Here is a 21,801-nt window from a genome sequence, read left to right as displayed (position 1 = left end):
GAGTAAATTACTGGCTAAATGGCAAAATCTAGGCTTTGGCAAAAGTTCTAATCATTGCGGATGTAGTTTAGTGGCAAAACAGCAGCTTCCCAAGCTTCGGTCGCGGGTTCGATTCCCGTCATCCGCTTTATTTATATTCTCAACTTTATATTTTCAACTTAATTGTAAATTTAGGCATAGTATTAACGAGCTGAGCCTGGGCATTGGCACCAAACTTTAAGCAGCGAGTCTAGGATTTGAGCATGGCGATCGCTCTTGACTAAAAATGTGGTGGCATCGGTTCCGAGACCAATACCAACTACATTGATATTCAATCTACATTGATATTCAATATATCGATCGGCTTGATTAGTTAGTGTGATATACAACTAAAATGCTGAAGCCTTGATATTCTCTTGATTAGGGTTTTCTGAAGCGAGATATTGTACAAGGTTGATATTAATAAGCAGCAATATTTGGAGCTAATCGATCGATATTCCCGCCCAGCAAGTCTCTTGACACTGCTTTAGTTAGTTTGCATATTGTGATTTCAAGTAGCTCAATTAGCTAAAAAGCCGCGATCTGAAAATAGCTGCATATCAGGTTAGCTGGCTCATTGGAAAGGTAAAGATAAAAGAAAATGCGTTTGCCACCCCAAAATGTATTACTGTCTTTAGGGCTCTAGCTTTGGGAGATTTTAGATGGTAATCTGCCAATGCTGAATCGGTAAAATTGACAAATCGTAACAAACTGGAGGGCAAGGAATGGCGACGAAGATGCATATTATAGCTGCTTGCAGCATAAGCACTGAGTCGTTCGCAATGGCGCTGTGTAATTTTGAGCCCGATCGCCCCGTCCAACAATCTAATCAGTGGATCTGGCAGATAGTTGATGCTTGGCAGACTCCCAGCGATCAGATTGACGCAGCCCTGCTAGACCTATCTCGAACTGCGCCATCTGCCCCCAATTCAGCCCCGGTAATTGCAGTACGCTTTACCACTGCCGATGCTCATCTTTGGTATATGCGATTGTTTGAGCAGGGGCAAGAGGTGTTTAGTTGTTGCCATGACTTTACGTTACTAGATCCGCAATATCAGGCATCGTTGCAAAATGAAGAATTGATCCGGGCGCTGGCGGAAAAATATGGCGGTGATTTCCTGGCCTATACCAAAAGCCAGGGAATTGAGCTGGAGCCAGAATTTTGGAACACGATCGATAGTTCTTCGTTTATCGTCGCCTATAAAAAATGGGTGCACCATCAACAAGAAGCATTACAAGTGCAGGCAGAATTAATTGCCGATGCGATCGCCACCTGGCATATGGGTGATGGTGGTAACCGCCAAGCAATGATTGATATCCTGACGGGGAAGAGAGTCACCGCAGAGGAGTTGGAATGGGGAGCAGGTAATTTACCCAGACTTTTGAGTGCGATCGGCCTAGATCAAGTTTTCCCCGATTGGCAGGTGGAAATAGCCCAAGATCAAGCAAAAGAGGCAGCCCTGCAAGCTGAGGTAAGCGCTCAACTAGCCCGCTCGGAAAAGCAAGCCCGCAAATTTATATTACCTCTCCTGGCGGCAGCACAACGGCGGGAATTAAGCGCGATCGCCCCGCAACCAGTTAGCCTGCCAATCATCGATCTGCTCCATCTGTGGCGCATTGCCTGGTTTTGTGATGCTGGCATAGAGCTGCTACTAAACATCCATCTGCCTGAGCCGAGCACCGCGACAATGGTGGAAATTGAGTGGACCCAAATCGATCAGATTTTTGTGTATAGCAACCATGCCAATCAAATTCAAGTTGGCCTATCCTGGTCGTCGGTGTGGTCGTTTAGTCAGCGGATTGATCATCTTGCTCACTTATTACTAAATCTGCCCGATCGCACCAGTTTGGAGGTAATTACGGTTTGCAATCGGCAAGGCAACTCATCTGGCGATCAACGCTATCAGGGCATATTGCAAGCGGGACAATGGCAGATTACTCATGCTCATCCCAGCCTTACCACTGAGCAGTTACAGCAAGCTCTGGCCTTGTCTAGCCAGGTTGATTCGCCTGCCCCGATTGCGGCGATCGATGCCGATGAAGCAGACAGGATAATGGAGTTGACTCAATCCAGCAGTTGGGGCGATCAGCAAGCAGAACTAACCCGGTCACATGTGGCGATCGGCATTCAGGCAAAATATAAACCACATTTGGCCACCTTATTTTTTCAACAGCGCTTTGGTGACATTTGGTCTTTGTCTATGGAGCGAGTCAAGATTGACCCCACCTCGATGGCGCAGGATATCTTACGCTCTGACATCAGCCGTCAGTTTGCAGCCTACCGTTCTGAGCAGGTTATTTTAGCAGGGCAAGCAGCTACTTTTTATGTTTCTGATCTAAACCAATTGCCGGAAACAGCAATGCCACTGGCGATCAACCTAAATGATAATCCAGCTAATGCTGCCAATGCTGCCAATGCTGCCAATGCTGCCAATGCTGCTGATGTGGAGCACAGCGATGGCACGGAGGAAGTATCGAGCCAGAATAACCTGGAGCAATTGATCGATGGGGTTGATGCCGCAATGGCTAATCTGCGCTTCTATGCGCTGGGGGACATGGTTTGCAGTAAGTTTAGCGATATTATTATTCGCGGCTATGGCAAGGCCGATTCACAGATCTATGGCTTTCTGCTCCTGGGCACCCTTGGTCAAATGGTCTATTACTTTTATAGTGATTTTGAGAATGGAGCATCCTTGACCACCACGATCGAAAAAGACGTGGAAGATCTCAAGTTTGCCCAGGCATTGCGCCAATCTTTTCCCAATTTGAGTGTGAGCCATCTATATACCAAGCATTGGCAACGGCTATCGCAGTTACATAATCTCGGTTACAAGCCTGCACCAGCACCGTGCGATCTACATCGGTTGGCGATCGCCATTGATTTGTTTCTAGTGCGCTGTCAGGGTTAGTTTGTACTCTCAATTTTTACTCTGAATCGGGTTCAATTAATTCAAACAAAACCGCTTGATTCAGCCAATCTTCTTGATCTGCTGCTACCCCTGGTGGATTGCCCGCCCCAGCGATCGCGCTCATGTTACGGCGATCGATGCCACGATCTTCAAGAATATTCTTCACCGCCTGGGCGCGTTCCTGAGCTAGTTGCTCAGCCAGATATTCATTTGCATTGGCATAGCCAACAATGCGCAACCGGAAAGTAGGATTTTGGCGCATAAATTGCTTGACGTTTTCTAGCTTGCCATCTATGTCCCTTAGCTCAACTGTGGCTGATTCAAACGCAAAGTAGACCCTGGTGGCGATCGCTGGTGGTGTAAATTTCACCTGATTGGTGATTTGTTCCACCCCCGGCAACTGATTGAAAGCAGGCACCAGCGCATTGATGCTTTGCTGGCGGATTGCGGTTCCGGTTAAAAGCACTTCGCTCCCCTGGAGTTGCGCCTCAATGTTCATGCCATCGATCGCTGAAAAAGCCGCCGCCAATCGCTGGGCTTCTTCGTTGACCAGTAATGGATCAGCAGGGATATCGATCGTGATAATTTCATTGTTAACGCGATATCCCGGTAGCGCAGCCGTGGCCACTTCTTCGGCCAGATCCCGTAAATGCCGCTGGGGCAACTTACCGCGCAGCTCTAGGTTTTGACCGCGCACATCTGCTTCAATCCGATAAACCGATAATTGCGGCACTGCGCTTAGCTTCAGCATTACGGCTTTTTCGCGTCCCCGTTCCACCAGCTTGAAATATTGATAGATGCCAACCGGAATTAATATTAGTAAACCCAATAGAATCAGCAGGCCAAATCTTGCCATGAATAACTGGTTGGCTGTTTGATTAGATCCTGACGATGGATCAAGTGCCAATGGATCGATCGATCGACCTTCTGCCTCCTTTAGCTGAGTTTCTAGATCATTGATGTGAGTGGTTAGATTAGTTTGAGCATCACGCAGATGGGACACTTCCGCCAACAGGGCATTCAGCTTGTCGGTGGCCACCATCACGGAGGCGGGTTCGGTTTGGGTTTGAGTGGGGGATGGGGTAGGGCGATCGACTGGAGTTAAGGTTGGATTGCTCTGCTCGGAATCATTAGCTTGCTGGCGATCGGCTATGGTTGCAGCGGGTTCGGATGGGATGTCTAATGCTCCAGAGGCTTCAGAGTGCTCTTGGGCTTGCTTGACCAAATCGGGAATGGGTGGCAAATCTAATTTTTTTTCAATTTCCTGACTTTTGGCCACCACATCTGTATCTACCAAGGGTTTATCTTCCTTGGCCAGTTCCGATAGCAAATCTGCGAACCCATGTAGTCGAATCGTTTCATCGATGGGATCGAGGTTGGAATGGGCGGAATAGTCCTGGGGTCGCTCCGGAGTTGCCATAACCTGCTGCCGATCGCGCTGTTAGTTTGGTTTGTAATCTTTAGTTAGCTATTAATATAATAGATAATACTGCGGTCAAAAGCGGCATCATCAAGGGGAATATTTGTTTCAGGAAGCTGGGCAACCCAAGCGCGAAAATCTTCAGCCCGTTCGATCGGTGTGGCACTTTGCCAAATTGGTATAGCTTGTGTCTTGATTGAATTGATAAAGTCAGCAATCTTTGCCAGTTGACTATCACTGAGTTGATCGATCTCGTGCTTTAGTGTTTCTCGTAGCATGACTTGAGTCCAATTGCTATGACTACCCTAATGCTAACTGATGTGTGCATTTATTCCAGCCTCAGTTTAGCTCAGTCAATGTTATTGATGCCATTGCAGAGGATTTACGCCAAACATCATTAGTGGAAAAGTTTGTGGATTTAGATCACCCTGATTGAAGTTCTTGCAAAGATTGACTATGTCCTAATCCTCTCCTCGACTGCTATAGCTTCATCAACTTAACTGGCTCAAATACTTTGATTTAAATATTTGAACATCTCAGCTTGTGCATGTGTAGCGATCGGAGCATCCCTGCGCATCCCCGCATCAAGGAGACGAATCACTTTGTCCACCATTGCGGTTCTTGCCCATGCGTAAGTCAATTTGAAATAGATTACCCAGCGGATGCAAATTAAACCCAGGCTCCGCATAATCATCCGGCAGATATTCCGAGGGAATTGTAGATTTATTGCCGTCTCGCATGGCGGAATAGACTGGCGAAAGAATCTCGATCTGGGCGGCATTACATTGATCCTGAATATTGCGATGCAATTCCGAGTGGATTAACTCCATAATCGTGGGTCGATCGGTATAAACCTTTAGCTCATAGCTGACCGAAAAATCCCCCAAACCAAGTTGCAACACAAACGGACGCGGCTCCGATCGCACATGTTCAGTGGCAAGCGCCGCAGCAACCAAAACTGGCTCTAGCTCCCGCCAGGGCACATCATAGCCGATCGTGATTGTGGTCGAGAGCAACACTGGCGTATTGTGATCGCGGATCGTGGCGCTGTAATTAACAATATTGTCAGAGAGCAGATTGGCATTGGGAATCGTGACCACCGTATTTTCAAAGGTGCGAATCCGCGTCACCAACAACATTTTTTCTTCCACATTGCCAGTCACGTTGCCAATTTTGATCCGATCGCCAATTTGAAACGAGCGCGTATAAATCAAAATAATTCCCGCTACGCCATTGGCCACGGCGGTGGTGGAACCAAACGAAACCAGGGCACCCAAAAACAGGGCGATCGCCCGAAATGCTGGCGAGCCAAACCCAGGTAGGTAGGGAAAAATCACGATCGCAGTGAGCGCCAATACCAGTAATTCAATGATGCGATAGGTGGGCTGGGCGAATTCTGGATAGAAGCCATCGATCGTGAGCGAGCCATCCCCCAAGCGCCGGAAAATTGGCCGAATAAATTTGAGAATATAGTAAATAACAAAGCCAATCAGGAAAATGCTAAACAGGTTCGGGATATAGTCAACGAAGGCTTTCCAGCCATTATTTAAGGCCAGGGATAAATATTGCCAGAACTGCGCTTCTAATTTTTGGGTGATCGGAAAAAGGCTAAATACAAAAACCAAATAGATTGTGAATAGCCCTAGATTGGCCACAAAGCGAATAAACTTGGTGATATCCAGGACAAAGTCGATTAGCTGATCGGCAGAAAAGAATTCAATTTCCCTAATTCTGATCCCGCTGGCTTGGCTACTCCGCTGCCGATCGATCCGGTTAATAATCAGGCCAAAAAAGCTACCAACAATCAGCCGTACAATCACAAAAACAAACGTGGCGATCACCGCATAGAGAATTGCCTGCGTAGTGCCAATATTCAGGTTGCGATTGTTAATAAATTGAAATAGCTGTGGCAGCGTTGCCCAACCTGCGCCTGGTTCGGTGGCGATCGCCCCTACGTTATTTGTTTGGCGATAGCTAGCTACGGCCTGATTGATCTGATTGGCAGATTGATTGGCCAACTCCAAAACTGTAGTATTGGCAGCGATCGCGTCGGCTTCGGTAATTTGCGCCAGCACCACATCCCCAGCAAAAATTACAGTTACACCACCTTGGTCGCCCACCTGGATTGCTCCTAGCGGAATCAATGGATCATTGGCCAGGGTTTCAATGCGATCGCTGATGATCTCAGCTCGATCGGCGGCAGTGGTTGCACCGGCCGCGACTTTGATCTCAAAAATTGGTTGATTGCCTAAACGTACGATCGCTGATGTGGCAATTGGGGTGATCGTGTCTGACTCCGCTTCATTGTCAGTGCTGTTGGGATTGTCCGATTCAAGCAGTTGGGCGATTTTGACTTGCCCCGGATCAAGCCCTCGATCGCTAATTTGATCGCTAATTTGATCGCTGGGTTGAACAATCACTCTGGCCGGAGAAGAATATGCACCAGCATCGGTGGCAATACTTGTGGTAATACTGGGGGCGATACTGGGGATGATACTGGGGGCGATCGTCAAACCAAATACGGCAAAGGCCAGGAGGATCAGCACCAGGGTGCGTTTTTTCATGGTTCTCGTCGGGGATAGGGCTAGCTAGCTAAAGTAAGGTAAGGTTAAGTTAAGAGCAGATTCAGCAAATTCAAACAGGCGATCGCGCAAATGATACAACAATCACCCAGATCCAGCTAGCTAATCCTCTGTTATGGGTGCGATTGACGAAAGTTAATTAATTATTTGACCATAGTGCGCTAGATCACAGACAACTAAATCTAGACCTATTAATTTAATAGAGTATAGGTAATGGTTACACGGTGGGGATAGCTGGGGGAAAGCAACAATAACCCTGGTCTAACAGGGATCTAACATTGTTACTAGCATTGTTAGTTAATAAATAATTGTTTCTCCTTTGCCTGATGTGAGTTCTGACATGAACAAAGAGATAGTTATATAGATATTGCTCCGGTTTTATTGACAAACTGCGAGATTGGGTTGGTTTCGGCTAGCTATATGGAAGCAGGTTGCAGGGGAATTGGAACCAGATAATTTTTAAAATCAAAAAAATTTCGATCGCCTAAGGCTAAATATTGTCTCCTTGTGCACATAATAAGCAAGTGGGTGGAGACACTGTTATGAGGTTTTGTGATGAACCAAATTAAAGTACCAGTAACCGATTCAGCAGATAGCCCATTATCTGGCCTGATGGAGTTATTGTCAGATTGGACAGATGACCTGTCGCCGGATGGGTTTGATGATGAAAGCTTGGAGGATATAGAGATTGAACCGCTATCCTCTCCTGCCCCTCGAAAAGATATTAGTAGCTTGCTGGATGCGCTGGTGGATGATCAGCCCCAGTCGATCGCTACCGCCCCTGAATCCCCACAACTTCAGCCAGAGGCAAAAACTGAACCTGAGACCAGTCCTAAGCCAAGTGCTAATCTACCCCAAAGCCAGTCTGAACAGCCTAAGCAGTCTGATCAAATTTCTGGCCTCTTGAATATTCTCTCTGGTTGGGCAATCCCAGAAAATGCCGATCCCAGTCAGCTAGGCGCAGGGCAAAATCTGAGCAAAGATGGTGTTTCCACGCTCCAGAATTTGCTAGTCGGCCCCTTTGCGACCCAACTGCGCCGCGATCTCGATCGGGTCGATGCTACCGTTGGCGGCATGGAGCAACAGTTGGCCGATTTGGGGCAACAGGTAGCCAATACTTCTGCCCTGGCTGAATCTTTAATGCCGATGATTTCTGATTTGATCGATCGCAAGTTCGCCCAGCTCAAGGCTGAAATTCTGGCTTCAGTGATCGAAGCAGTGGATGAGCAAGAGCAATCGATCTCGATTAAGGTGTCTGGGATCAGCGATCGCCCTAAAATTTAAATCATTGTTTTACTAATCCACGATTAGAGCTTACGCGTCACGCGTCTTTCTGGTAATCAATCAGGTCTTAAACTTTTAACATCGATGCTCAAGTAATTGCTGAAATGTTGATCTAGAGCAGGATTCTTTGCCCTGATTATTCGAGACTAGTTGGCCTAAGCGATCGATATTCTGGCTAAAAAAGTCGCTAGCAGTTGAACGAGTTTTTGCTTAGACTCAGTGATTTACTATTGGTAAATATTTTTTGATTTTCATGCTGCCAAGATTGACGTTTTGGGTTATAACGATCGCAGCGAGCAACCAGAACTTAAGCGACACAACTAATGCGAATAACCATTGTACAAGGGGCATTCTTACCCGTACCACCATTAATGGGGGGAGCGGTGGAGCGAAACTGGTTCAATCTGGGGCAAGAATTTGTGCGGCAGGGGCATCAGGTTACCCATATTTCCAGAGCCTATGGCGATCTGCCCGACACAGAGAAGATCGCCGGGGTAATTCACAAACGGGTAAAGGGATTTAATACGCCTAAATCTTTGCTGGTGCTGAAGCTATATGACCTTGTCTATTCCTGGCGGGTGATTAATGCTGGGGTATTGCCGGAGGCAGATATTCTGGTGACTAATACATTTTGGCTGCCAATCCTAATCAGGCATCAGCGCTTTGGGGCAGTTTATATCCATGTGGGGCGCTATCCCAAGGGGCAAATGCGTTTCTATCGTCATGTGGCCAGATTACAGACGGTGACCAGCCCAGTAGTGGCAGCGATCGCCCAGGAAATTCCCGATCTCCGAGCCAAAATTTCCCTGGTGCCCTACCCGATCGCCGCTGCTTTCTATGCCAAACAAGCTAATCTTGATCAAACTAACCAGATTGAGCATCCAGAGGAGATGGCTAATGGCGATCGCGTGCCTGAGCAACCAAACTCCATCAATGCAAACAAACAAGCAAAAACAATTTTATATGTAGGTCGTGTCCACCCCGAAAAGGGAATCGAACTATTGCTAGCGGCATTTCAAAAGCTGGTTAAATCGGGTATTGCGCCAAACTGGCAACTAACGATCGTTGGCCCCTGGGAAACCAAATATGGCGGTGGGGGTGAGGATTATTTGCAAAAGTTGCAGACCATGTCTAATGCAATTAGCGATCGCCTCAATTGGGTTGGGGCGGTGTTTGATCAAGCGCAACTAATTAACTATTACCGATCGGCGGATCTATTTGTCTATCCATCTTTGGCAGAAAAGGGCGAAACCTTTGGCTGCGCACCATTAGAAGCGATGGCAAGCGGTTGTCCGGCGCTGGTATCTGGGCTTGAGTGTTTTCAAGATTTTATTAGCGAGGGCGAAAGTGGTTTCATCTTCGATCATCGCAGTGCCGATCCTGTGACTAGTCTGGCAGACCAGCTCAAAATAATCATCAGTGATCAGCAAAAACTCGCTGCGATCGCCCAAACCAGTTATCAAGCAGCCCAAGCCTATGCCTTGCCGCAGGTTGCCAAGCAATATTTGGCAGACTTTGAAGCAGTTTTAAAGGAGTCTGCGGTTGATCACCATTGATTATTGCTATTGATTATAAATATGCTCAAGGGGATCGTTGTAATATTTGGGCAGTCAAAGTTTTCTTGAGTTTAATTTACACAGCATGTATCACATTAGTTCAAATTTTGGTAACTAGTTAGATCACCCTCCTTGGATTGACTGCGATTTAACCAGTATCAATTTAATAGCGATGGTTATAGCAATTTTTAATTAGGCAATCAATTAAAATATTCAACCAGATTCGCTTTCATTGCATCTCAATCAACCTTGCCCTAGCAATAACCCTATGACCAGCCAGAATCCAGAAGCGATCGCCCCTGAGCCCGATCAAAAATCAAAGGCAAAGCCAAAGACCAAGCCAGATAAATATTTAACCCACAATCAAGCCAATGCCTATGCTTCGCCCTGGAGTATGCGCGATCGCGTAGTTCTCTTGCTCTGGCATACCTGCTGGACAGTCTTTTGTAGCTGGACTCCCAAACCCCTCAATCCCTGGCGCTTAATTTGGTTGCGGCTATTCGGTGCCCAAATTAATGGCAATCCCTTTGTGCATCAACGGGCAAGGATTCAAATTCCCTGGCATTTGATTCTGCATGATCGCGCTAGTTTGGGCGATCGCACCAATGCCTATGCGTTGGGCATCATTGAACTAAAAGCCAAAGCTACGGTGGCGCAAGAAGTTTATTTATGTACTGGCACCCATGATTTTGCTGACCCTGATATTCCCTTGATGACTGCCAAGATTACGATCGGCAGCGATGCTTTCATTGGCGCACGGGCGTTTATTATGCCAGGAGTCACGATCGGCGATCGGGCGGTGATTGGCGCTTGTGCGGTGGTTACCAAAGATATGCCTGCCCATAAAATCTGTACTGGTCACCCTTGTCGGGTGTTGCGCGATCGCCCTAATTCCAGACAGCTCGATTCAAATACTAAGAAGGTTACGGCTATCGAGCCAGAAAGCTAGGCAATTATTAGGTAGCCAAGTCCTGATTACGGAAAATCAAAACTGCACCCGTCACCAGCAAAATGGTGTAAATCACTACGCAAATTGCTGCCGGGGTGGGGTCTAAATTAATATTCCCTAAAATATCAGCAACCGTAAGTGGGTTATCCTGGGGATTGCTTACCACCTTGTCGATCGGCACTAGCAAAGCATCCGCCGCCCGCATTGGCAAAAATTTAACCCAGCCCGCCACTCTACCATCCTCAAACACCCCAAAGGCAAGAATAAAGCCCTCAGCAAAAAATTTATATACCAAACTAAGGCTGATCGCCCCGGCAACTCGGCGGGTAGCTACGGCCATAAATAGAGCTAGGGCAGCATGAAAAATGATTCCTAATAAGACTCGCCACACATTCACCAGCAATTGGCTTAGATCTAGAGTACCCGCGACAGCAGTAGCCTGATTAGGGAAATCAAGGGTGGTTACGAATACCAGGCCAATTAGCAATGGCAATGCCACAAACAGCACCGCCGGAATCAAGATTGTTGAGAGGCGGGCGATCAACATAGTGGTGCGATCGATTCCCTGACTCACCCAAAGCTGCACCGTGCGCCAGTGATATTCCGAACCAATTATAGTGGCGGTGGCGATAATTACGGCCAGATTACCCATGATTGCGGCCACGCGCAGGGCAGTTTCGATCCCACCTGGCCATCCTAATACCTGAAAAATAGTGGAGCCCACCTCTGGGGCATCATTTTCAACCGATTGAGAGAGGCCATATCCACCCAGAAAAACCAGACAGGTAGTCCCAGCAATCACTGCCAGCAAAGCAATTAATAGCGATCGCCGAAATAGTTTTTCTAGCTCAACTTGGAATACTGTTTGCCACATGTTTTTTGCTCACCTAACTGCTCAAATCTATCTCTAAAATCTATATTTGAATCGATCGGTTATCTTGCAAGTCACGCTGCTGGCGATCGACATGACTTTGCCCATAACTTGCCAAACTAATTATCAAATTACATAAATTACATATCAAATAATTTCACCGCGTCATACCTAGCAAATCTTGGTATATCTCAGTACATCTCAGCGAATCTCAGCGAATCTGGCTTTCTTGGGTAAGTTGAATAAACAGATCTTCCAGATCTCCACCAGCATAAAATACCTCCGATGGCACCATGTCATGCTTGACCAAATGCTTAGTCACTGCCTCGCTGTCTACCCCCGCCACATCTAAATATTCACCAGCAACGGTCACAGTTACACCCTCAATTTCTTGCAGGGCTCTTTCTGCCGCCACCAGATCAGACACCTTCACCCGCACTGTGCGATCCTTCTGGCGCAACTCAGCGATCGTGCCTTCTGCCACCAGAACCCCCTGATCCACCACCGCGATCCGATTGCACACCTGCTCCACCTCAAACAATAGATGGCTACTGATAAAAATGGTGACCCCTTGCGCGGCTAGTTGCTTGATTAAATCACGTACATCCTTCATCCCGGCTGGGTCCATGCCATTGGTCGGCTCATCCAGGATCAGGAGTTGGGGCCGATGCAAGATCGCCATTGCCACAGCCAACCGCTGCTTCATACCCGTCGAAAATTTGTCTGGTTTGCGATTGACCGAACCGCTCAAACCTACAATTTCTAATACTTCACCAACCCGCTGACGGGATAGTTCAGGGTAGAGTTTGGCCGCCAGTTTCACGTTTTGTAAAGCTGATAAGTAGGGGATGTATTTAGGCGTAGCCCCCACGATCGCTCCCACCTGGCGCAGCGCCTGATTATTGGCCAGGGTCACCGGTTGGCCAAGCACCTGAACTCTGCCACTGGTAGGCTTAACTAAACTCAGCATCATGGCGATCGTGGTGGTTTTGCCGGAACCATTGGGCCCCAGGAACCCAAATATATCGCCCCGCTGTACATTCAAGCTAATGTCCCTGACCGCCATCACCCGGTTGTAAACCTTTTTCAGATTCTGAGCCTGGAGCACAAAATCAGTGGCCGCAGAGTAAAAATTATCTTGTACCATAGGTTACTTTTCCTGGTCTGGTGGATTGAAAAGGGTCAAAGATGGTGCGACATTAAATATACTCGGTTGGCTCGTCGCTACAAAGTATAGTTTTGTGAATGGTCGCAAACTCAATATTTAAACTAACTCCTGCCAAAGTCCCATATTGCAGCGAGAAAATCATGATTACAGCAGCTATTTGGGCATTCAGGCTAGCGGTCTATTGAGCATTGTTTCTTTTTCGCATCATCATGCCGTGATTGAGAGACAATTAAGTATAAGTAAAGGTAAATAAATCTACTGCTGTGATTGGCTTGGCTTGCTAACTTACCTGTCTTTGTTTGGGCTTCTTTTGGGGCTTTGCCTGGATTGAGTGAAATGATTAGGGATGTGGTTAAGAGTGGCTGGGACAGTTGGTAATGGCAGGTATATACCAGACTTCTGGTTATCTTGTAATTCCTTGATAGTTGCTGGTTGTTTTTTGCCTCGACTAACCTGTAAAGCCTGTAAGTGAGTGCAACTCTTGTTTAGTCTATGTTTTGCTAGGTGTAAGGATATCAGTAAATTAATTATTCAATCCTATGGCCAAAAAGCCGCTGCGCGATCGTCTTAATTCTTTCCTCCAACCGGGCAAAGCCCACCGATCGAATCGGGCGCATAATTCAAAATGGGGGCGATCGGGGCGATCGTTATGGCAATTTGGTTACCGCTTCTTTCAATTCGTTTTCATTTTTATCTGGCGTGCAGCGATCGATTTTTCTCGCGCCATCATTGCCTTCATTATTGCGATCTTACTAATCGTGGGGATCGAAAAATATCAGGGCAAACAACAAATTAACCTAAAAGACTACATCAAATTTCGCAATCTAGAACAATTAGCGATCCTGACTGGTTTGGGTATCTATTTCCTGGAAACTCCCAATCGCCGCAAAAGAACCCAATATGAAGCCTGGCAGGTAATCACCTCCGCCCAGGGACAAGGTGGCAGTGGCGGCAGAATTCAAGCCTTACAGGATTTAAATGCTGAGCGGGTGAGCTTGGCAGGGCTCTCAGCGGAGAAAGCCGACCTCACTGGCGTGCAATTGTGCCATGCTGACCTGGAACGGGCTAACCTGAGTGGTTCCAAATTAGACTATGCGGATCTGCGTGAGGCTAATCTGTGGAAGGTGGATCTTTCTAAGGCGATCTTGATTGATGCTGACCTGAGCCAGGCCAAGCTAATTGGCGCTAAACTAATTGGTGCTTCGTTTCGGGGGGCAAACTTTAGCAATGCGATCCTGCGGGGTACGAATCTTAGCAGTGCTGATCTGAGCCGGGTTAATTTGCGTGGGGCAGACCTGAGTGGGGCGAATCTCAGCGATGCTAATTTGCTCCATGCTGATCTAAATGGGGCGATTTTGCATGATACCAATCTCAGTGAAGCCAGGTTGATTGAGGCCAATTTACAGGGGGCAGACCTGAGTGGGGCTAAATTGATCCGCACTATTTTAATTGGCGCAAATCTCCAAGCAGCCGATCTGAGCCGGGCTAATCTCAATCGCGCTAATTTTAATAAAGCCAATCTGACTGGGGCGGATGTGAAGAGTGTCAATTTTGAAAAAGCAAATTTGCAAGGGGCTAATCTCGATCGCCTCCGCAATTGTGGCCTTGCTCAGCTCGCCATTGCCAGGGGGTTAGCCGAGGCATTCAATTTGCCAACCGAATTGGCACAACAGCTTGAATCTGAATTGAAACCAGACTTGAAACCAGACTTGAAACCAGATTTGGAGCCAGATTTGGAAGCTAAGCCCTCTAATTCACTGGATCAGGCCGATCGATCGAGTCCACCGGTGCCGGAATCATGACTGCTAAGCATAATAATTTAATTAAATTAAGGTCAGAAATGCTAATTATTTGGGCAATGTATTAGGTGTAACTGACGACAGCTAAGATAGTAATTTACAAGTCTAGTTGCGGAGCCTGTGAGGCTTACGTTTTAATGTTACTCAACATATTGTTCAATATATTGTGCAATTCCAGCTCTATGCATTAATTCCCGACTTGAGATCGCCAATGGTCAAAAATAGCCTGCATAGTCGAGATGTGAAAAAGATCGCTCTGAATATTTCGAGATTTTGGGATTAATTGTTGGCCAAGAGGTTTACTCACCAACTCAGTTTCCCGAATCTAGTTTTAGTTTTAGTTTTATAAATTAAGTAGACCAGAACCGATCGATAGCTCAATTTGGATAGTGCACCTCGATATTAGCTAGATATTGGCTAAAGATAAGTTTAGCGATCGCATAAAAGTAAACGCGGCAATGCATACCTCTGATCCCTCTGAAACAGAACTACAGGCCATCCTCTCGGCAATGACCGATCTCATTTTGATCTATGACGATCGCGGTGTTTGCCTGAAAATTGTGCAGAATAACCAGGACGTATTGGTTATGCCGATCGCCGAACAGCTAAACAAAAGCGTGTTCGAACTGCTGCCACCAGATGTAGCTAAATTGCAAATGCGTTATATTCAAGACGTGTTAGCAACTGGCCACACCCAAAATGTGGAATATAGCTTGATGCTCAATGGCAAGCTCACCTGGTTTTCGGCCAATGTTTCGCGCCTCACTGCCAGCACAGTGATCTGGGTGGCTCGGGATATTACCGCTCGCAAAATTTCTGAACAAGCCTTGGGTGATGCCAGATCTCAATTGCAAACATTGCTCAATGCAGTGCCAGGGATTGTGTCCTGGATTAGTAGCGATTTAAGTTATCTAGGGGTCAATCGCCATCTGGCTGAGACTTTTGATCTACCGATCGAACAGTTTGTGGGTAAGCGGGTTGGTTTTTTAGGGGTTTCGCCTGAATTTGCTCATTTTATTGAAGAGTTTTTTGCCAAGCCACTCCAACAAGAGCATTGCGAAGTCACGGCAAACCTGGATGGGCGGATAATTCACTATTTAGTGGTAGCGCAAAAATATGACCAAGGCCGTGCTGCTTTTACGATCGGCATTGATGTGACCCAGCAAAAAGATGCAGAAGAGTCACTCAAAGATAAAGAAAGAATTCTCCAATTAGTGCTGGACAATATTCCCCAACATATTTTTTGGAAAGATACCAATTCAGTTTTTCTAGGCTGCAATCGTAATTGGGCTAAGGCGGCTCAGATTGGCTCACCGGAGGCGGTAATTGGTAAAACTGATTTTGATCTACTTGATAATCCCGCTGTGGCGGAGGAATATCGCCAGCAAGATCGGCGGATCATGGCATCGGGGAAAGCGGAATTACACAAGGTTGAGACCAAGCAAAAAACAGCGGCTGGAGAAGATCCCACCTGGCTAGATGTGAATAAAATCCCGATTCATGATTCAGATGGACAAGTAATTGGGATTCTGTCTACGGTCGAAGATATTACATCACGGATGAAGTCTCAGGCGGCTCTGGAAGAAGCCGAGGCCAAGTATCGGAATATTTTTGAGAATGCGGTAGAAGGGATTTTTCAAAGCACCCCCGATCGGGAAGGGCAGTATATCAGCGCCAACCCGGCTCTAGCAAAAATATATGGTTATGATTGTGCCGAAGATTTGTTAGTTGCGATTACTAGCATCCGCGATCAGATCTATGTTGAGCCTGAGCGCCGCGATGAATTTATTAACCAATTGCAGCGATCGGGCGTAGTTTATGAATTCAAGGCACAAGTATATTGCCGTGACGGTACGATTATTTGGGTCTCCGAGAATGCCACCGCTGTTCATGATGCTGAGGGTAAGCTGCTTTATTTTGAAGGCATTGTTGAGGATATTACCGAGCGGCTGCGCGCCGAAGAGCGAATTCGCTACCAGGCGGCCCACGATCTGCTTACCGAACTACCCAATCGCAAGTTATTCAACCAGCGCTTAAGGGAGGCGATCGGACGTGCCAAAGAGGGAAATAGCTTAATGGCAGTGATGTTCCTAGACCTCGATCGCTTTAAAACCATCAATAGTTCGCTGGGGCATGGGGCAGGCGATCAACTCTTGCAGGAAGTTGCCCAACGGCTCAAGGATAGTCTGGCACCCACCATTACCCTGGCACGCTGGGGTGGGGATGAATTTACGCTGTTGCTACCAATTGTGGCCAGTGCCGAGGATGCGGTGGCGGTAGCAGAACAAATTTTAAATCAACTAAAACCAGCCTTTTGTATAGAGAGTTGCACAATCCACAGCAGTTGTAGTATTGGCATTGCCATCTATCCTAAAGATGGCGAAGATGGCAGCACTTTAATTAAGAATGCTGATGCGGCAATGTTTTCTGCCAAAGAGCAGGGGCGTAATAATAGCCAGCTCTATGCCAGAGCGATGAACATTGATGCCACTAGTTTATTGGAACTGGAAAGCGGCTTACATACTGCCCTTGAGGCGGGGGAATTTGTGCTGTTGTATCAGCCCAAGGTAAACCCAGAAAAATCCACGATCGTAGGGGTTGAAGCATTGATTCGCTGGCAGCATCCCGCAATGGGGTTAATTATGCCCAATGTATTTGTCCCCCTGGCCGAAGAGAATGGGTTTATTTTGCCATTGGCAGAGTGGGTCTTGTATGCAGCCTGTAAGCAAAATAAAATCTGGCAAGAGCAGGGAATCGCTACGATGCGGGTCGCGGTGAACATTTCCGCAAGGCAGTTTTTACAACCAACGCTGGTAGATACGGTGGCCAAAATCCTGAATCAGACAGGGCTAGAACCACAATATCTGGAACTAGAAATCACTGAGTCATTGGCGATGCAGGATGTCTATTTAACCCGCACGATCCTGGATGAGCTATATGACATGGGTGTTTATATTTCGATCGATGACTTTGGCACTGGCCATTCTTCGCTCAGTTCAATCAAGAACTTCCCCGTACATAGCCTGAAAGTAGATCAGTCGTTCGTGCGCGATTTACCCGAAGATCGGCACAGCAGGGCAATCATTGCCTCGATCGTGGCCTTGGCTCAGGGCTTGAATCTAAAAGTGGTGGTGGAAGGGGTAGAAACAGAAGCTCAATTAAACTATCTGCGATCGCTGCATTGCGAAGAAATCCAGGGACATTTATATAGTAAGCCGATTAGTGCCCAGAAACTCATAGACTTGATTGCGGCTAGTCATGATCACCTCAGCTTCGCGCCCAAGTCCTGAGTCCTATTCGTCTGGCAAGTAGCAAGTAATTAGTCTGGTAAGTAATTAGCGGTGTAATGGATAGATAGTGGCTTGGTTAATGTGAAATCTCGGTCATAGGAACTACGACTTCATTTGCAACAGCATATCCATAAATTCAGAGCACTGCCAGCAAAGACCAACCTAGATAGTTAGTCCTAATTTGTATTCTCTTTGGGGGTAAGGGGTAGTTGAAAGAAGAAGGTTGTGCCCTTGCCCAATTCGCTTTCAAACCAAATCTTACCGCCATGACCTTCAATGATGCCACGGGAAAGAGGTAGCCCTAAGCCAGTCCCCGGCGGTTTATCGGTCAATACTTCTCCCACCTGCTTGAATTTCTCGAAGATCGCTGCCTGGTGGGGCTTAGAAATGCCAATCCCTGTATCGGCCACAATTACTTCGATCGCCTTGTCTGTGGCAGTGGCGGTGATCGTGATGCTGCCTACTTCCGTGAATTTAATCCCATTGGATAGCAGATTATTTAACACTTGCAGAATTCGTTTGCGATCGGCGATTATTGTTGGTAAGTTTGGCGCTATATTTACATTTAACTCTAAACCATGCAGGGCTGAGGGAGTTGCTGTGGTGGCGATCGCTTCGTTGATCACATTGCCCATCTCGATCGGTTCTTTTTCCCAGCAAATCTTACCCGCATCCATTTGGGCAATATCAACCACATTATTAATAATAATTCCCAGCCTTTGCCCCTCAGACAGAATAATTCCCAGATTCTCACCCACTTGCTTTTTAGCTCTGGCCACCTTGCGATCGTCGTCAGGAATCACGGGGAACAGAACTTCAGCAAATTTTTTGTCGATTAGTTTCGCAAACCCCAAGATACTGGTAAATGGAGTGCGGATTTCGTGGGAGACGTTGGAGATAAAATTGATTTTGAGTTGTTCTACTTCCCTTTCTTCGGTCACATCCCGGACTAGAATCACAGCACCAATACAGGATTCGATTACTTCATCTTCGTCTTTATCGTCGAGATCAATATCAGCGGTGACACTAGCTGGACTAAGGCCATGAATTCCGGTCGCAACTGCCTTGGCGATCCGATCATTCCCAAACGAGACTTCCGCTGTAAATGTCTCCCTGCTAGAGTTTTGTACCTGAGCAGCAAGCTGCCCCAAGCCCTCACCCAGCACTTCTTCACAACTTTTGCCCACTGCATAGGTTTCCAGCTCAAACATATTCGCCATGGCTGGATTAATTCTTCCCACCAGACCTTGGGCATCGGTCACAATCAAGCCATCCGCCAGATTATCAATGATCGCATTTAAATAAGCATTGGCCTGCTGTTGTTCTAGTTCAAATAACTTGCGTTCCGTGATATCTCGCACGGCGGCAATCCTGACCATGCCACCATGATAGGGGATCGACTTCCCTCGCACCTCGGCTGGAAATTTACTACCATCCTTGCGCAGGCCAACGATCTCATATAACTCCTCACTATCGAGTTCAATGCTAAGTTTAACCGTAGGATGAGAGGTGGGCGTAACTAGATCGATTACCTGCATGCCGATCAATTCTGTGATGCCGTAGCCGGTCATCTGAGCCATGGTTTGATTACAATCAATCACCTTGCCATTGTTGTGAATTATCACCCCTTCAAAGCTAGCTTCGGCAATGGTACGAAACCGAGCTTCACTTTCTTGCAGTTCCAGTTCTGCACTTTTACGATCGCTAATATCCAAAACAGTTCCGAGCAGGCCAATTACCTTGCCGCGAAATGATGGATTGGCCGATAGGGGAATACATTTTTTGTGATAAGAAGTAGTGGAATGCTTGAGCTCAGCTTGACCAGCTAGGGCTTCCGGTACTTCAAAAACTGGTTCTCCCTTGGCATATACATAGCGCACCGAACCATCAGGTTGTTCGATCCGGTGATCGAGGGAGAAAAAATCACCGGTGGCGATCGAGCGATCGATTACCTGCACCACTGCATCTCGATCCTGAGGATGTACTACATTCAAGTATTGTTCATAGCTCATCTGGTTATACCTGGGCTCTAGGCCGCAGATCTTGAACAGTTCATCGGACCAGGTCATATATTGACTTTCTAGTTCAAATTCCCAACTACCAATATGAGCCAGGGTTTGGGCTTCTTTCAGGCTAGAACGACTCCGCTCTAGTTCTGCAAATGAAGCCTTTAGTTGTCCTGCCATTTGATTAAATGACTTGGCCAGCATACTGGCTTCGATCGAAGTGCTATCCTCGCTTACCTGTTGATCCCAATCACCGAGGGAGATCGCCTTGGCAGCACGGGACAGGCGTAAAATTGTTTTGCTAATCCATCTAGAAGTAAGGAAGGCTAAGCCGATCGCTACAATCAATGCCACTAAGCTCAGTAGAAAAGTATTGCGGGCATTGTTGCGAATCTGCTCGGTGAAGTCATCTTCGGGCATGACTACCACAATCAGCCAATCGATTCCCTGGCCATCGGTTAAGGGTGTAATCTCCAGTAAGATCCTGGCTCGATCGAGTTCAAATTGATCCTGCTGATTGGTTTGGATTTGATTGAGATCGGGAAACTTTCTAACCAGAAAATTAGCCGTAGCCTTAGTTAAAGGATTACCACTTTGGCTAGCCGGTAGTCTTTGCTGGCCACCTTCTATTTCTAGAAATGATTCTTCATCGGTGGAAGTGGCAATCAAGACCCCATCCCGATCGATAATAAAAGTCTGGCCAGAACGGCCAATTTTCAACTCTTGCAGAAAATCACTGATTTGCGAGAGCAACAACGAAGTTGCACTCACCCCAGCCAGATTTCCCTCTTGATCATAGAAAGGTTCTGCTAAGATTGCTCCTAATTGATCGGTTGAAAAGAACTTGACTACCTCTTTCCAGGTAGCGCTCCCCTCCACTTCGGCATTTATGTACCAGGGACGTTGGGTTGGGTCAAAGTTGGCTTGTTCATTGATGCGTTTGAGTCGATTGCCATTTTCATCGAGCGTAAAAGATAAAATTGCCCGTTTGGCTTGGGGATCTGCCACCTTAACTTGCAAGGTACCATCGTCTTGTCTTTGTACACCCACAAACTTGCCATCCTCAGTGGCGATCAAAACATAACTAACCAGCTCAAAGATTTGCATTTGTCGCCAAAAATAGCGCTCAATGCTATCTAGGTCATCTAGCTTTAATAAGCCCTGCTCAACTGCGCTAATATTCAGACTATTGATTTGATTTGGGGTTTCGAGATAGTAGCTAATTTTCTGCTTGATCCGGGCTGTTGTCTCGCTGCTCAACTCCGAAGTAGCATCACCTACAGCGGCACGGCTGCTCCGAAATGAGAAAAAACCAACGATCGCCACTACTGTACAAACCTGAACCCCAAAAAGTACGGTTAATAACACCCGAATTGGTACTTTACTAAGCAAACTACCTTGCTTTGGAGGTTGGTTGACAGGACCAGACATACTTTAAATTTGCAGCAGGTTTACTTGAGCTAAAGATGTGAACGAAAAATGGCAAATCGAGCATTGATAAAGCTGGCACAACAGTAATTGCTAAAAGTTGCGACTTGCAAACAAACATTGACATGGTTTATGACTATGACTTACATGTCTCTACCTATTAAACGTTCAAAATATACTGTGGCCAATAACAATGGATGAGCTTCAAGTGGCTGCTAATATATGGTATTTAGGCATTGTAAACTATGTTTTGGCTTGAGTTACTGCATTATACAGAGTTATTAGGGTTGGTCTCGAAACTGGGATCTAGACGTGAAAAAGTAAAACATAATTTCACCTCAAGCAGGCTCACTAGCTGCTCTGAAGTTAGTTATATCGATAGTTACAGCCTTAGTTGGTGTTAATACCCAACCAGTAAATGCCAATCTCAAATACCAAAACAATCAAAATAACCACGCGGAAATAACTACTGATTTGCCAGCCGCGATCGATTCCCCTCAATTGAGCCAAAGTTTATTGAG

At 46.6% G+C, this 21,801-nt stretch carries 12 protein-coding genes and 1 tRNA gene; 7 read left to right on the top strand and 6 right to left on the bottom strand.

All coding sequences use genetic code 11. The features are described 5' to 3' along the window. Positions 1-56: 56 nt before the first annotated feature. Both PSE7367_RS04100 and PSE7367_RS04095 read left to right on the top strand, forming a co-directional pair. A tRNA-Gly gene (locus tag PSE7367_RS04100) sits at positions 57-127 on the top strand. A gap of 616 nt (positions 128-743) precedes the next feature. Next, positions 744-2,927: a hypothetical protein gene (locus PSE7367_RS04095; protein WP_015164101.1), complete on the top strand. Its 2,184-nt coding sequence runs from the start codon at positions 744-746 to the stop codon at positions 2,925-2,927. A 16-nt stretch (positions 2,928-2,943) separates the two neighbouring features. On the opposite strand, the gene PSE7367_RS04090 is transcribed toward PSE7367_RS04095, so the two are convergent. The 3 genes from PSE7367_RS04090 to PSE7367_RS04080 all read right to left on the bottom strand — a co-directional run bounded on the left by PSE7367_RS04090 (position 2,944) and on the right by PSE7367_RS04080 (position 6,911). Further along, a complete protein-coding gene (locus PSE7367_RS04090; protein ID WP_015164100.1) occupies positions 2,944-4,347 on the bottom strand; it encodes an OmpA family protein in 1,404 nt (467 codons plus the stop codon). Positions 4,348-4,391: 44 nt separating this feature from the next. After that, positions 4,392-4,625 (bottom strand): hypothetical protein, encoded by a 234-nt coding sequence (locus PSE7367_RS04085; RefSeq protein ID WP_015164099.1) that lies wholly within the window; start codon positions 4,623-4,625, stop codon positions 4,392-4,394. Positions 4,626-4,931: 306 nt separating this feature from the next. After that, positions 4,932-6,911, bottom strand: a complete 1,980-nt coding sequence (locus tag PSE7367_RS04080) for a mechanosensitive ion channel family protein (RefSeq protein WP_015164097.1) — start codon at positions 6,909-6,911, stop codon at positions 4,932-4,934. A gap of 573 nt (positions 6,912-7,484) precedes the next feature. Here PSE7367_RS04080 and PSE7367_RS04075 point away from each other — a divergent pair. From PSE7367_RS04075 to PSE7367_RS23065, 3 genes are all read left to right on the top strand, one after another. Next, a complete protein-coding gene (locus PSE7367_RS04075; RefSeq protein WP_015164096.1) occupies positions 7,485-8,213 on the top strand; it encodes a hypothetical protein in 729 nt (242 codons plus the stop codon). Between the two features lie 323 nt (positions 8,214-8,536). After that, positions 8,537-9,769: a glycosyltransferase family 4 protein gene (locus PSE7367_RS04070; protein WP_083883775.1), complete on the top strand. Its 1,233-nt coding sequence runs from the start codon at positions 8,537-8,539 to the stop codon at positions 9,767-9,769. A 268-nt stretch (positions 9,770-10,037) separates the two neighbouring features. Then, on the top strand, positions 10,038-10,718 hold the full coding sequence (locus PSE7367_RS23065) for a DapH/DapD/GlmU-related protein (protein ID WP_015164094.1): 681 nt from the start codon (positions 10,038-10,040) through the stop codon (positions 10,716-10,718). 7 nt (positions 10,719-10,725) lie between these two features. On the opposite strand, the gene PSE7367_RS04060 is transcribed toward PSE7367_RS23065, so the two are convergent. Both PSE7367_RS04060 and PSE7367_RS04055 read right to left on the bottom strand, forming a co-directional pair. Beyond that, a complete protein-coding gene (locus PSE7367_RS04060) occupies positions 10,726-11,592 on the bottom strand; it encodes an ABC transporter permease (protein ID WP_015164093.1) in 867 nt (288 codons plus the stop codon). Between the two features lie 208 nt (positions 11,593-11,800). Then, the gene (locus PSE7367_RS04055) at positions 11,801-12,736 is read right to left on the bottom strand and encodes an ABC transporter ATP-binding protein (RefSeq protein ID WP_015164092.1); all 936 of its coding nucleotides are present in this window, start codon (positions 12,734-12,736) and stop codon (positions 11,801-11,803) included. 560 nt (positions 12,737-13,296) lie between these two features. Between PSE7367_RS04055 and PSE7367_RS20115 the strand changes: the two genes are divergently transcribed. Both PSE7367_RS20115 and PSE7367_RS20110 read left to right on the top strand, forming a co-directional pair. Further along, entirely contained in the window at positions 13,297-14,559 is a 1,263-nt protein-coding gene (locus PSE7367_RS20115; RefSeq protein WP_015164091.1) for a pentapeptide repeat-containing protein, read from the top strand. Positions 14,560-15,014: 455 nt separating this feature from the next. Further along, positions 15,015-17,846 (top strand): EAL domain-containing protein, encoded by a 2,832-nt coding sequence (locus PSE7367_RS20110; protein WP_015164090.1) that lies wholly within the window; start codon positions 15,015-15,017, stop codon positions 17,844-17,846. 176 nt (positions 17,847-18,022) lie between these two features. Here PSE7367_RS20110 and PSE7367_RS20105 read toward each other — a convergent pair whose 3' ends face one another. Then, complete coding sequence (locus PSE7367_RS20105) at positions 18,023-21,283, bottom strand: PAS domain S-box protein (protein ID WP_015164089.1); 3,261 nt, start codon at positions 21,281-21,283, stop codon at positions 18,023-18,025. Between the last annotated feature and the right edge of the window lie 518 nt (positions 21,284-21,801).

The organism is Pseudanabaena sp. PCC 7367 (assembly GCF_000317065.1).
GTDB lineage: Bacteria > Cyanobacteriota > Cyanobacteriia > Pseudanabaenales > Pseudanabaenaceae > Thalassoporum > Thalassoporum mexicanum.
This window is presented reverse-complemented; position numbering and strand designations above follow the sequence as displayed.

Bases quoted from the DNA above. Each gene is read 5' to 3' on its own strand.
- PSE7367_RS04095 (WP_015164101.1), top strand. From the start codon at position 744: ATGGCGACGAAGATGCATATTATAGCTGCTTGCAGCATAAGCACTGAG.
- PSE7367_RS04090 (WP_015164100.1), bottom strand. From the start codon at position 4,347: ATGGCAACTCCGGAGCGACCCCAGGACTATTCCGCCCATTCCAACCTC.
- PSE7367_RS04085 (WP_015164099.1), bottom strand. From the start codon at position 4,625: ATGCTACGAGAAACACTAAAGCACGAGATCGATCAACTCAGTGATAGT.
- PSE7367_RS04080 (WP_015164097.1), bottom strand. From the start codon at position 6,911: ATGAAAAAACGCACCCTGGTGCTGATCCTCCTGGCCTTTGCCGTATTT.
- PSE7367_RS04075 (WP_015164096.1), top strand. From the start codon at position 7,485: ATGAACCAAATTAAAGTACCAGTAACCGATTCAGCAGATAGCCCATTA.
- PSE7367_RS04070 (WP_083883775.1), top strand. From the start codon at position 8,537: ATGCGAATAACCATTGTACAAGGGGCATTCTTACCCGTACCACCATTA.
- PSE7367_RS23065 (WP_015164094.1), top strand. From the start codon at position 10,038: ATGACCAGCCAGAATCCAGAAGCGATCGCCCCTGAGCCCGATCAAAAA.
- PSE7367_RS04060 (WP_015164093.1), bottom strand. From the start codon at position 11,592: ATGTGGCAAACAGTATTCCAAGTTGAGCTAGAAAAACTATTTCGGCGA.
- PSE7367_RS04055 (WP_015164092.1), bottom strand. From the start codon at position 12,736: ATGGTACAAGATAATTTTTACTCTGCGGCCACTGATTTTGTGCTCCAG.
- PSE7367_RS20115 (WP_015164091.1), top strand. From the start codon at position 13,297: ATGGCCAAAAAGCCGCTGCGCGATCGTCTTAATTCTTTCCTCCAACCG.
- PSE7367_RS20110 (WP_015164090.1), top strand. From the start codon at position 15,015: ATGCATACCTCTGATCCCTCTGAAACAGAACTACAGGCCATCCTCTCG.
- PSE7367_RS20105 (WP_015164089.1), bottom strand. From the start codon at position 21,283: ATGTCTGGTCCTGTCAACCAACCTCCAAAGCAAGGTAGTTTGCTTAGT.